This window comes from Candidatus Nitrosacidococcus tergens, assembly GCF_902810445.1.
GTDB lineage: Bacteria > Pseudomonadota > Gammaproteobacteria > Nitrosococcales > Nitrosococcaceae > Nitrosacidococcus > Nitrosacidococcus tergens.
The window spans coordinates 1684586-1698542 of record NZ_LR778175.1; the positions used below are offsets into that span (position 1 = coordinate 1684586).

At 36.0% G+C, this 13957-nt stretch carries 9 protein-coding genes; 8 read left to right on the forward strand and 1 reads right to left on the reverse strand.

What is annotated here, in order from left to right:
• Window positions 1–21 precede the first annotated feature (21 nt).
• The 6 genes from hemL (at window position 22) to NSCAC_RS08155 (ending at window position 10309) form a co-directional block, all read left to right on the forward strand.
• Window positions 22–1302: a glutamate-1-semialdehyde 2,1-aminomutase gene (hemL, locus tag NSCAC_RS08130; protein ID WP_197744308.1), complete on the forward strand. Its 1281-nt coding sequence runs from the start codon at window positions 22–24 to the stop codon at window positions 1300–1302.
• 121 nt (window positions 1303–1423) lie between these two features.
• Window positions 1424–3580 (forward strand): DNA helicase II, encoded by a 2157-nt coding sequence (gene uvrD, locus NSCAC_RS08135; RefSeq protein ID WP_197744309.1) that lies wholly within the window; start codon window positions 1424–1426, stop codon window positions 3578–3580.
• 460 nt (window positions 3581–4040) lie between these two features.
• Window positions 4041–5003, forward strand: a complete 963-nt coding sequence (locus tag NSCAC_RS08140; RefSeq protein ID WP_197744310.1) for a hypothetical protein — start codon at window positions 4041–4043, stop codon at window positions 5001–5003.
• 180 nt (window positions 5004–5183) lie between these two features.
• On the forward strand, window positions 5184–6041 hold the full coding sequence (locus tag NSCAC_RS08145) for a hypothetical protein (protein WP_197744311.1): 858 nt from the start codon (window positions 5184–5186) through the stop codon (window positions 6039–6041).
• 12 nt (window positions 6042–6053) lie between these two features.
• The gene (locus NSCAC_RS08150; protein ID WP_197744312.1) at window positions 6054–9332 is read left to right on the forward strand and encodes a hypothetical protein; all 3279 of its coding nucleotides are present in this window, start codon (window positions 6054–6056) and stop codon (window positions 9330–9332) included.
• A gap of 77 nt (window positions 9333–9409) precedes the next feature.
• Complete coding sequence (locus NSCAC_RS08155) at window positions 9410–10309, forward strand: hypothetical protein (protein WP_197744313.1); 900 nt, start codon at window positions 9410–9412, stop codon at window positions 10307–10309.
• Window positions 10310–10325: 16 nt separating this feature from the next.
• Here NSCAC_RS08155 and secF read toward each other — a convergent pair whose 3' ends face one another.
• On the reverse strand, window positions 10326–11264 hold the full coding sequence (gene secF, locus NSCAC_RS08160; protein WP_197744314.1) for a protein translocase subunit SecF: 939 nt from the start codon (window positions 11262–11264) through the stop codon (window positions 10326–10328).
• 360 nt (window positions 11265–11624) lie between these two features.
• On the opposite strand from secF, the gene NSCAC_RS08165 reads away from it, so the two are divergent.
• Both NSCAC_RS08165 and NSCAC_RS08170 read left to right on the forward strand, forming a co-directional pair.
• Entirely contained in the window at window positions 11625–11921 is a 297-nt protein-coding gene (locus NSCAC_RS08165) for an RNA-binding regulator (RefSeq protein WP_197744315.1), read from the forward strand.
• Between the two features lie 248 nt (window positions 11922–12169).
• Window positions 12170–13954 (forward strand): peptide-binding protein, encoded by a 1785-nt coding sequence (locus tag NSCAC_RS08170; protein WP_232086015.1) that lies wholly within the window; start codon window positions 12170–12172, stop codon window positions 13952–13954.
• The last annotated feature ends 3 nt before the right edge of the window (window positions 13955–13957 follow it).

The window sequence follows — 13957 nt, forward strand, 5'->3', positions numbered from 1 at the left end:
CTATTGAGACCTTAATAGACTATGGATCATATCAATAATTTATTTCAGCAAGCACAAAATTATATTCCTGGTGGGGTAAATTCTCCAGTACGTGCTTTTAAAAGCGTAGGTGGTGATCCTATTTTTTTCACTCATGGTAAAGGTCCCTATTTATACGATGTAAATGATCGTCCCTACGTTGATTATGTTTGCTCATGGGGACCTTTGATTGTAGGTCATGCTCATCCAGAAGTGATTGATTCGGTTCAAAGAGCAGCAGAGCAAGGCTTAGGTTTTGGAGCACCTACACCTATTGAAGTGACAATGGCAGAAACTCTTTGTCGTTTAGTACCTAGTATGGATTTAGTTCGTATGGTGAGTTCAGGTACTGAAGCTACTATGAGTGCTATTCGGTTAGCACGAGGATTTACTAAGCGGGATAAAATATTAAAGTTTGAAGGTTGTTACCATGGGCATGGAGATTCTCTATTAGTTAAGGCAGGATCTGGGGCTTTAACTTTAGGCGTACCTACCTCCGGAGGTATTCCTGCAGTTATTGCGGAACAAACAATTGTTCTTCCTTATAACGACTTGGAAACAGTACAGAAAGCCTTTCGACAATTTGGTAATGATATTGCGGCAGTTATTGTCGAGCCTGTAGCAGGAAATATGAACTGCATACTACCGAGTCTTGGTTTTTTAGCAGGGCTAAGGAAAGTATGTGATGATTATGATAGTGTCCTTATTTTTGACGAAGTCATGACTGGATTTCGAGTAGCATTAGGTGGAGCGCAGTCTCTCTATAATATTACTCCTGATCTTACTACCTTAGGAAAGATAGTTGGCGGAGGATTACCTGTAGCTGCTTTTGGAGGAAAAAAAGAAATTATGGAGATGATCGCACCTTTAGGTCCTGTATATCAAGCAGGAACGCTCTCTGGTAATCCAGTAGCAATGGCCGCGGGACTAGCCACATTAAAGCTTATTCAGGCTCCAGATTTTTACAAAAATTTAACTAATCAAACCCAAAAATTAGTTCAAGGACTCCTTACTCGAGCAGAAGCAGCAGGTATTCATATGACTGCAAACCAAGTGGGTGGTATGTTTGGTCTCTTTTTTACTGATCAAAAAGAAGTCACAAACTACCATCAGGCTACTCACTGTAATTCTGATCGTTTTAAATCTTTCTTTCATGAAATGCTCAAAGAAGGGATTTATTTTGCCCCATCCGCATTTGAAGCAAGCTTTGTCTCTAGTGCTCACGGAGATAAAGAAATAGAGGCTACTCATCTAATAGCAGAAAAAGTATTTTCTCGTATCTAATACTCTTTATAAATTCTTAAGGGAGATAGCCTATTAATTTATGCTATCTCTTAATCCTATTTAGCTTATCTCCTAAATTTAAAGAAGATAAAGCGATAAAAATCTTACCTATTAGCATTTCATGGATGCTTCCATTTCTCTGCTACACTCTTTAAATAAAAGCCAACAAGAAGCTGTAAGTATTCCCCAAGGCCATTGTTTAGTACTTGCTGGTGCAGGCAGCGGAAAAACTCGAGTGCTTACTCATCGGGTAGCATGGCTTGTTAAAAATCAAAATATCTCTCCGTCTACTTTTTTAGTAGTTACCTTTACTAATAAAGCTGCAGGAGAGATGCAAAAAAGAATAGAATCCCTTTTAAACCAATCTACCAAATTCCTATGGATAGGGACTTTCCATAGCCTTGCCTATCGTTTTTTACGTATTCACTATCAAGAGGCAAAACTTCCTAAAGAATTTCAAATTTTGGATTCTGAGGATCAACTCCGTTTAATTCGTCAAACTTTAAAAAATCATAACTTAGTTGATGAAACCAAATGGCCTCCTCGAAAAATACAATGGTTTATTAATCACCATAAAGATAAGGGGGAATATCCTCAACATATCCCAGATGATGGCAACCCAGATATCCAAAAAATGGTACAGATATACCTTGAATACCAAAATTACTGTGAACGAAATGGCTTAGTAGATTTTACTGAATTATTATTACGATCTTATAAATTATGGCAGTACTACCCCGAGCTACTGAGGCACTATCAAACCAGATTTACTCATATTTTTGTTGATGAATTTCAAGATACTAATGCTATTCAATACGAATGGCTCCGACTACTTATTGGCCGACAGGGAACATTGTTTGCGGTAGGTGATGATGATCAAGCGATTTATGGCTGGCGAGGTGCTCGAGTGGAAAATATCCAACAGCTTACTCTCGATTTTCCCTCTATTCATACTATTCGCTTAGAGCAAAACTATCGCTCTACCAGTACTATTCTTGCAGCTGCTAATGCTGTGATTTCTTGCAATAAAGCAAGGTTAGGCAAAAATTTATGGACAGAAGGTAAAAAGGGCATTCCTATCCAAATTTATAGCGGTTCTAATGAACAGGAAGAAGCACACTTTTGCCTTATCCAAATTTTAAATTGGAGGAATCAGGGAGGTAGCTATGCTGATATAGCACTACTTTATCGTACTAATGCTCAGTCCCGTATTTTTGAAGATATCCTATTTCAGCATAAAATTCCCTATCGGATACATGGTGGATTACGGTTTTTCGAAAGAGCAGAAATTAAAAATATTCTTGCTTACTTACGCCTATTCATTCAAAGAGAGAGTGACCCTGTATTTGAACGTATTATTAATATGCCTCCTCGGGGTATTGGTGCACAAACCCTTTCTCAAATACGAGAATATGCTCAGGATCAAACTATTTCTCTATGGCAAGCTACAACACAGCTTTTAGCACAAAAAGCCTTCACGCCACGGAGTACTCAGGCGCTCAACAATTTTTGCCAGTTTATTCAAGATATAGAAATAGTATTTCAATCTAGCTCTTTACCCCAATTTACTGAGTATGTTCTTAAAAAAAGTGGTTTAGTTACACATTATGAAAAAGATAAAAGCGAGCGTGGTCAAGCACGGCTAGATAATCTTAAAGAGCTTATTCAGGCTATCGCCCAATTTCAGCCAGAGGATCAGAATCTAGAAAGGCTATCTGCATTTCTTGCCTATACTACCCTTGGAGAAGCAGATCCTCAACAAGCACAGCAGACTAATACTTATGTGCAACTAATGACATTACATGCAGCTAAAGGGTTAGAATTTCCTTTAGTTTTTATAGTAGGTATGGAAGAGGGTTTATTTCCAAGTGCTCAATCTTTTTCTAGTTCAAATAAGTTAGAAGAAGAACGTCGTCTCTGTTATGTAGGGATGACGCGAGCAAAATCTCAGCTCTACCTTACTTATGTAAATTGTCGCCGCCTTTATGGATCAGAAAACTATCCTGAACCTTCTCGATTTATCACTGAAATTCCTAACCAGCTTACCCAAGAATTAGGGATGCACCAGATCCAAACTTCCCAACCCGCCTCTTCCAAAGAAATTCTCTTAAAAAATATACAACTTAGAAAGGGGCAACGAGTATATCATCCTAAATTTGGAGAAGGTATTTTATTAGCCATCATCGGAGAGAGAGAGACTGCAGAGGTAGAAGTAAAGTTTTATTCCTTTGGTATAAAACGGCTAGCATTGATATATGCTAAGCTCCGACCTATTTAGCTATTTATAATCTTCCCCTAACCTCTCTTATCTGCGGGGTTTTACTGTTTAATCAATCAAAATAAATGATGCTTTATTGCAGAATTAAGCTTTTCTTTATTTTTTTATTGTTTAAGAAGAAACACAAAGAAACTTACCTAACAGTAGAGCAACTAATTGAACGATTCGTTTCAGTGATTAGTTCTAATGGCATAAGTAATCGTCGCCCAGTAGTACTTATGACAATATGACTTATCCTATTTTAATGGAATGAAAAAGTATTGAACATATAGGGATTAATAAATATGACTTAAGCCTATACAATGGGTCAGCCTTGATGTAATCCTAAGAGTAATATTAACCTTTTAGCTATAAATAAACAAATAACGATATATTTTTATTATTTTTTATTTGAAGAAGTCAATTAAAACAATATATACTTACTTTTCCAAAAAAAACATCATACTTAATGAGGAAAACCATGATTATCAAAAAAAAATCATATATATTACCTTTACTATCTTTAATTTTTTTCACCCACTCAGCTTTTGCGATACAGTTCTATCCAGAAAATGGTTGGTGGTGGAATCCCCAGCAATCTGGAAGTGGCTATAATATTGAAGTACAAAATGATACCTTGTTTATTGCTACCTTTGTTTATGATAATCAGGGACAACCTACTTGGTTTTCAGGAAGTGCTAATAATTTAAGCAGCAGTGACAGCACTGTTGTTGTTGCACTACAAAAATCAGAAGGTGGTGCTTGTTTAGGCTGTACTTATACTGCCCCACAAACTGGAGATGCTGGTATTCCGCTTACCCTAAGCTTCACTGATGAAGGTCATGGCACAGTAGTGATTAATGGTCAATCTACTCCTATTGAGCGATTTGATTTTGCCTATGGAGATGGATTAGCTATCCTCCAAGGATCGTGGGTTGTCAGTGCGCCCTTTACTTCTAGCACTACTACAGCAGCTGCTAGCGACTTTGGTTATACTGATATCCTTGCTTATACTCAGGTCAATAGCAGTGGTCAAGCATCGGGTCAAGGACTTGCAGGACAAACTATCGCAGCCCAAGGAAGCAGTAATAACTCTTTTATTAGTCGTACCCAAGCATCTGCACAACAAGATTTAGTTGCATCGTTCATGCTTATTGGGTTAAACACTATTTTTGGAACAGCAGCATTAGTAGATTCTACTGCTAGCGATTCTGAGATTAGTACTGCATTAACTAATGCGGTAAATAATAATGCGATATTTATCGGTTATCGTGCTACTCCTATATTAGGACTACCTAGTAGCAGTCAACAACCTACTTCCGTCAAAGTCCAGTCTATTAACGAATCTACTAATAGTTCTATAAAGAATTTTCCTAAAGCAACAGATTTAATAGATTCAATTAAATTAGAAACTACTGGAATAGAAATCCCAAGCTTTAAGTAATTATTAATTTTTTGCGATATATTACTAATATAGGCTACCCACCTATTTTTGGTGAGTAGCCTAAATTTATTTATCCTGTTAAATTATGCACTTACTATTAAAAATAGCTAGTTTAGGAGGGCTAGTAAAAAAATCAATATAAACATATAAAAACCATTAATACCAAGAGAAATAAAGTTTATGAAAATTATCTATAAACTAATATTTAGTATTTTTTTTTTATTCCTTACCAAATATGCCATTGCGGCTTCTCCAGAAAATGGCTGGTGGTGGAATTCTGATCAGTCAGGAATAGGCTATAGCATAGAAACTCAAGATAATACTTTATTTGTAACTACCTTTACTTACGATAGTAAGGGTAATCCTATCTGGTACTCTGGATCTGGATTATTATCAAACGATATAACAACCATAAATCTTCTCCAATCTATTGGGGGGTCTTGCTTTACTTGTGCTTACACGGCAGCTATAACAAGTGATAGTGGGATGGAAATTAACTTTAGTTTTACCGATTCAGGCCATGGTAATGCCACTGTAGACAATCAAACCATTCCAATTGAGCGATTTAATTTTGGTTACGAAGAAAACGATTTGCGTATTATAGGTAACTGGACTATAAGTGCCCCTTTTATCAACAGATCAAACGACATTTATGGATTCTCTAGCGTGGTTTCATATATTCCAAGTAGTGATTCAGTAATAGGTAAAAGCATATCTGGGAGTAGCCAATTATTCATTACAAAGGAAAATTCAGACGTATTTATTACAACCCTGCCAATCTCTAACCAAGAGAATTTAGTAGCTGCTTTTATATTTAATGGCTTAAATGAAATTCAAGGAAAAGCAGTGATACTTGATTCTGGTGCTACAGAGCAAGAAATGGGTAATGCACTTAATCAAGATGGAACCTTATTAATTGGGTTTCGAAATAATTTAATAATTAACACACCATCTGATCAAAGCTCTAGTATGTCACTCATTACGAATAGTCAGGTAGATACGGCTATTAAAAATATAGATTTTTCAGTAACTCCTTAAGGAAATATTGTAATGAAGCGTATATTAATATTTTTTAGTTTTATTTTTGCTATAAATATATCTCATGCAGCTGCCATTGCTCCAGAGAGTGGTAAGTGGTGGAATCCTCAAAATCCAAATATAAGTTATAGCATTGAAGCACAAGACAATACCCTATCCATAGTTACTTTTACCTATGATGATCAAGGTAATCCTGAGTGGTACTCAGGCTTTGGTCAAGTTGCAGCAGATGGCTCAACAGCTATTGATTTATTTAAATCAGAAGGTGGATCTTGTATAGGCTGCTCATATGTCACTCCTACTCAAAGTGATAGTGGTACAGAGATATTGCTAAGTTTTACTGATTCAGGTCATGGTAACTTATCCATAGATGATCAGCTTATAACTATTGAAAGGTTTAATTTTAGCCAAAAAAGTAGTGAAGAAAGAATTTTAGGTAATTGGGTAGTTAGTGCACCGTTTGTAGGTCGAAAGGATGGATCTACTGGATATTCCGATATCGTCTCTTTTTCTGAAAATAATGGGGTTATCACTGGTGAGGGGATATTTAATCAGCTAGGATCTTTATCTCAACTAGATGAAAATGGAACATTTCTTAGTATTGTTCCTATCTCTACAGATAAGAATTTAGCAACTCTTTTTACTTTAAATGATATAAATACTTTTGTAGGTAAAACCTCTATTTTAGATCCTAGCTTAACCCAACAAGAGATAATAGATATATTAAATAGCCAAGGTACACAAACGCTAGGCATTAGAGATAATACAGCAACCGATTTTAGGCTATCAGATATTAGCATAGCTTTTAATAATCTCGAAAATTTAACTTTATTGCCAGTATCTACAAATCAAAACTCTGTTAGTACACAATTTGGAAGTAGTACGATCCAAAGTGTAAGTACTACACAACCAGCTGATTCAGCGGCTATAAATGCTACACTGGCTAATAAATTTAGCCAGCTACAACTTGCTGCTTCCAATACAGCTGCACTTTTTGGCAGTGCATTAAACACTAGCCCTAATACTCTAGCGTTATCAGGCAGCCCTAATACTACTCTAGTGTGGCATGGCACAGCTCCTCTAACAGCCCCTCCAGCTCCCTCAACTACTGAACCACCTCCACCCTCCACAACTACAGCATCACCCCCAGCCTCAACACCAACTACTACTGCTACTACTGGTTGTTCATCTTTTCCCGGATTTAAATCTACAGGTAACTTACCTCAGCCTTATCTGTGCTCAAATGGATTAGCTACTTTTGGTCAAATTTTTAATAGGGGTATAGTACCTCAAGGTAAAATAATTACTACTCAATATGACACTCAAGTGGATGTTAAAGCAAGATGGGATGACGGTAGCTTAAAACATGCAGTGATTACCATAGATGGTCAACAAGGATTTATAAATTTTAGTGTTATTAATCCTCCAACTAACCAAGAAGCTGCAAACTATAGTGATCCAGGTACTACCTTAACTTTAACGAGTGGTCAAAACTATAGTAGTCAAGCTATGCCGTTAAAAACAACTTGGTTAAATGGTCCTCTAGTAGTTGAAGAAATTTTAGAAGATCATAATGATCCTAATCTTGTGGTACAGTTCCATGTACGTCACTATAACAATGGAGCTACTCGTACTGAAGCAGTAGTTGAAAACTCTAAAGCTTATGCGCCGCAACATACTGTTGCTTATTCAGCACAAATAACATCAGGTAGTGCTACCTTTAATACAGGGCAACTTACTCACTATAAAGCACAGCGTTGGCATCACACACTTTGGTATAACAATCAAGAGCTAGATAATTATGTTGTACAAGATACTCCTTATATGACGCAGGTTGGAGTAATTGATAAATATCAAGCTAATATTCAGCCCTCACAGAGTTATTTGAGTAAAATGCGTCAATCTTGTGCACCCTTAGATAACTGTGAAGACACTACTCAAATGGGTGCTGCAGGTTTAAGTAAAATGATTGGTCCTTTACCACTTTGGACTACTAGCTATATTACTTATCCACAGGATAAACGTACTTTTACCTATATGTTGGCTGGCGATGATGGAATGGGAGCTTATGATATTCATTTTAGGGAAAATAATCAAAACGGTACCTTAAGTAATATGGCCCTTAATTATTATCCCTTAAGTATTGTAGAACACCCCGGTGTTTCCTTAGTTGCATGGTCCTATTCTAGCCCTCAAGATAAACTTCCTTGTGATCCTTCTATCTGTACAGATAGATCTTATGGCAATGGGAATAATAATTTATCTTGGGATAATTCTCATCAACCTTCAACTGCTTTTATTCCTTATATGGTAACTGGTGACTACTATTGGATGGAAGAGCTAGCGTTTGTTGTATCTAACAACCTTATATGGCCCCATCCAGTTTATCGGCAAGGAAGTGAAGGTTATATTGATAGTTCAGTTAGCCAGGTACGAGGTAAAGCGTGGGTACTCAGAGAAATCGCTCATGGTGCATATTTGCTACCTAATGAATCTGCAACAGCATACCCAACCACAAATGAAATTAACACAATATTAAATAATAATATTTACTTCTTAAATACTGATTATGCAAATAATCAGCCTCCAAATAATAAAAATTGCATAGCCGTGCCTGGTATAACACAATCAACTGATTGTGCAAATAATATTGGGCAATCTGCTAGTGCAACCTCAACCCCAGGTATTGTGAATGGTGTTCCTAACACTTCAACATCTCCTTGGATGCATAGTTATTATATGTGGGCTGTACAGCATATTTATATGCTAGGCTATACTAACATACAACCATTTGCCCAGTTTATGGCTCAATTCGAGCTTGGAATATTTGGCCCTTACAGCCAGACCGGCTATTGTTGGATAGCCGCAAGTGCTTATCGACTCAGTGTTAAAGATGCTAATCTTAATTGGCTTACATCTATTCAAGATATTTTTAACGTATCTTTTCCTGATGCAGTAGGGCAACCTTGCCCATCTACAGAGATGTCTCAAGGCTTAGTCAAGGATTGGGGTATATTTAGTACTAAAGTCGCAAATAGTGGATCTGGTCCAATCACGCTAAGCTACCCAACTCAAATGATGAGCTCCCATGGTGTTGCTGGAGATTTTCCAGATTACATGCAAATTGGTTTAGCTGCTGCAATTGATAGTGGCTCATCTGAATCTATAAGCTATGGATCAACAGGCTGGACAAATTATAAATCAGAATACTTTAATACAGCCCGTGAAAAAGCGCATAATGACTGGCCTGTTTGGGCAGTAATACCGCGTAGTCTTAACGTTACTGAATAATAAGAACTATTAAACTCTTTAAGGGAGCTCTAGTATTATATGGCTCCCTTATTTTTTATACGAGTTGAAAAATAATAATGAAAAATATATTGAACATAATAATTTTAACTCTTTTCTCTTACAATGTTTTTGCTACAGTGCCAGAAAATGGTTGGTGGTGGAATCCTCAGCATCTTGGAGGTGGATATGATATTAAAATAGAAAATAATGCTTTATTTATAACTACTTTTATTTACAATCAACAAGGACAGCCCATTTGGTATTCAGGAAGAGCTAATAATATAGGTAGTAGCGAAAATACTATTACTATTGATTTTTTTGAGTCTAAAGAGGGTGCTTATTCAAATTATACTGATGTAACAGTACAATCCTCTACTCATCCCAGTATGCAATCTACTTTAAGTTTTATTGATGAAAATCATGGAACTATAACCACCCAAAATCAGCTAATTTCTATTGAGCGATTTTACTTTAATAGCTCAAAAGGAATTGCGAAAATGTTAGGTGCTTGGTCAGTAAATTTACCCTATATAAAAAGAGAAAATGGGATTATTGGGTTTGCAGATATAGTGCTTTTTTCACAAATTGATAATCATCAAATTGTGGATAGAGATTCTCGTACGATTATCTCTCAAACAAACATACCTAATGTTTATGTAAGTTTAAATAAAACTTCGGATAAACAGTATCTTGCTATAGTAGGTATTTTACAGAGTTTAAATTCATTTTCAGGGATAGCTACTATAGTAAATAATACAGCTAGCGTAGATCAAATGAATAATATGCTGCAAAATAACGGGACATTAATGTTAGGTTATCGCAGCGAATCTATTAGGAATTTAGATATTACTTATCCCTTACCCCCGCTACAAGATCAAGAGATAAGCACAATGAGTGTCCTACTTAACAAGCTTGCAAAATCAATAGACTCTATACTTTTAAATAAGGTTACTTATTTAAATGCTATACAACACTAGTAAAATATTGTTTTTTTTAAACTAAATTACCCTGATTAGGATTTTTACGCTTTGCTTGAAAATGGCTTTTATTTACCCCTAGATAGAGAGCAACTGGACTTGCAATATAGATAGAGGAATAAGTACCTACTACAATACCAATAATTAAAGCCAAGGAGAAATTATGAAGAGCTTTACCACCTAAGAAATAAAATACAATAAGTACCATTAAAGTGAGAGCACTAGTCATAATAGTACGAGAGAGCGTATCATTAATTGCCCGATTTAATACTTCAACAGTAGTTGCTTTGCGTAGTTTATGAAAATTCTCTCGAATCCGATCGGCAATAATCACTGTATCGTTGAGAGAATAACCAATCACAGCAAGTACTGCTGCAAGTACTGTTAAATCAAATTCTAGTTTGAAAAGTGAAAATATACCGAGAATTACCAAAACATCATGAACAAGGGCAACGATGGCTCCGACTGCAAATCGGTACTCAAATCTAAAAGTAACATAAATAAGAATGCCTATTGCAGCATAAAACATAGCTACCCAACCATCAGTGGCAAGTTCTTCTCCTACTTCTGGACCGACAAACTCCACGCGCCGTAGCTCAATAGAGTAATTATTTCCTTGATTTAAAGCTTGTAGTATTTCATTACCTACCTTTTCGCCGTTGTTTTCTCCTTTTTGAGGTACTAGCCGAATAATTACTTCTCGAGTAGTGCCAAAATGCTGCACAAGCACATCTTCGTATCCTTTTTTAGCTAAGACATTTCGCACCTCTGATAAATCTGCAGGTTGCTCATATCCTACCTCTATTAGGATTCCCCCCGTATAATCTAGACCGAAATTAAGACCATAGAAAATTAAAAAGATAACTGAGAGTACATTTATGGTAGTAGATAGACCAAGTGCTATACGACGTTTACCCATAAAATCAAACTGGGTTTTATTCTTAAAAATTTCCATGGTATTTCTTAGATAATTGCTATGTAATGGATAGATAATTTTAGAGATTAATTATAAACGTAAAGAGAAAATATATACTAATTATAGCTAGGGAAATTTTTTTGTTTATGCTATTCTCTGGCTTAATTAGATGCTGCTGTCTTAAATAACGCTGCTTAGGGTCAAATATATCAGTATCTGATCTATCTTTTCAATAATGAGCACTTAAATGCTCATATTGATAAGCAACAATAAAGCGCTGTAGCTAAGGAATATATCTAGTTAATGACTGGATAAATCAAATCTTAATAGAGATGCCATGAGTTAAGATTATGATGTTATTTGTCGCATGGCATATTTTTAAATCAGGAATGTATTATAGTGAATATTTATGTCGGTAATCTACCTTATCAAGTGACAGATGAGGATTTAAGAATTGCTTTCCAAGCCTATGGGGAGGTATCTTCAGCTACGGTGATAATAGATAAATTCTCAAACCGTTCCAAAGGGTTTGGGTTTGTTGAGATGGTAAAAAAAGAGGATGGAGAATCTGCAATTAAAGAATTAAATAATACAGATCTTAAAGGACGGCAAATTATTGTCAATGAAGCTCGCCCTAAAACTGATGCTCCCCGACGTAATACTAGAAGTTTTGGAGATCGTAGAGAAAGACACTAATTACTTATAAAAATAAAATTTATACCTATCTCAAACCGCCTATTTCAGTTTTATGATAGGCGGTTTTTTATTAAAATAAATAACAGGTATAATCTACAATTTTAATTATTTATTAAATAATTATCCTTACTGAATATCTCATAGACTTAATTATCTCTTCTAGAGTTTTTATGGTACTTCGATTTACCCTAAAAAATTCCCTAATATTTCTAGTCCTTAGCTCAATTATCACCCTTATCCTGCTTACCATGTATATGGTAGATCGGCAATGGCTTAAGCTAACTGAAATGGGTCAAATTTTATCAGAGCAAGCACAAGACTTGCATACTTTACGACAACAGTTAGCTCATATTGATAAGAATCAGCTGGGAACTACACTTGCTAAAGAAGATAAAAATAAGTCTATCTCCAGTATTTTCAGCCGAGCTTTTTATGCAACTGAACAGCTAGATTATAGTACTGGAGATTGGCTAGTACAGGCGTTTAGTGTAGGGTTAAAAACCCTTACTCCTCTCATTTCCACTGATGCGTACGCAGCAGAGATACAAGGTTATATTTTAGATTCTCTTCTTAGTCGAAATCCAGAAACTCTAGAATGGGAAGGTATGCTTGCTCAAAGTTGGGAAGTAAGCGGTGATGGTCTTACATTTCGATTCTTTTTAAGAAAGGGTTTGGTTTTTTCAGATGGGCAGCCTTTAACTGCAAAGGACATAGTCTTTTCTTTTAATTTTATTATGAATCCTGTAATTGCAGCCCCTAGAGAACGAGCTTATTACGATAAATTGAAAAGTGTGACTGCACTAAATGAAGATACAGTTGAATTTAAATTTAAGGAGCCCTACTTTAATAGCCTAGCTCTAGCAGGTGGACTACCCATTTTGGCAAAACACTTTTACGAGCCTTATTTAGAGCAACCAGAAAAATTTAATCAATCTAAAGGATTACTTTTAGGATCTGGTCCTTATCGATTAAGAGATCCTGAAAGCTGGCGACCAGATCAAGGATTGGTGGAATTAGAGAGAAATCCTCGTTATTGGGGATCTGTTCAGCCTCCAGTAGATAAACTACTTTGGAAAATCATTGCCAATGATAGCGCCCGTTTAACTACTTTTCGCAATGGAGATATTGATGTCTATGGAGCACGTCCTCAGGAGTATAAAAAATTATTAACTGATGAAACTCTAAAAAACCATAGCCAAAATTTCGAATATAGAAGCCCTACAGCAGGCTACAATTATATTGCTTGGAATGAAGATAAGCAGGGAAAATCTACATTTTTTGCTGATAAGCGAGTACGACAGGCAATGACTCTGCTAACTGATCAAAAACGAATTATTGATCAAATCATGGCAGGCTATGCCGATCCTGCAGTAAGTCCATTTAACTTAAATAGCCCCCAACATGATCCAGCCTTAATACCACAATCCTTTAATCTTACTAAAGCAAAGGAATTACTAGCACAAGCAGGATATACAGATCAAGATGGCGATGGAGTAATAGAAGATAGTAGCGGTAATCCTTTTAAATTTAAATTGGTTTTTTTTCAAGATATGGATGACACTCGACGCATGGTATTACTCCTTAAAGATATCTACGCTCGTGCTGGTATACTGCTAGATCCAGAGCCTACAGAGTGGCCGGTAATGTTGGATAAAATTAAGAATAGAGATTTTGATGCCATCACCTTAGGTTGGACAGGTGGGATTGAAACAGATATTTATCCTATGTTTCATAGTGGTCAAATTGTTGCTGGAGGAGATAACTATATTTCTTATCGTAATCCAAAATTAGATTCTTTAATTGAAAAAGCTCGATCTACAGTTGATGAATCTATTCGTATGTCCTTATGGCAAGCTTGCGAGCATATCCTGTATGAAGATCAGCCCTACACTTTTCTTGTTCGTGGGAAATCTCTAGTTTTTGTTGACAAAAGGATTAAAAATTTAAATATTACTGGGCTTGGTTTAAATTTAGGTATTACTCCTATAGAATGGTATATCCCCAAAGCTGAACAAAAGTATATGCTACATTAGCCT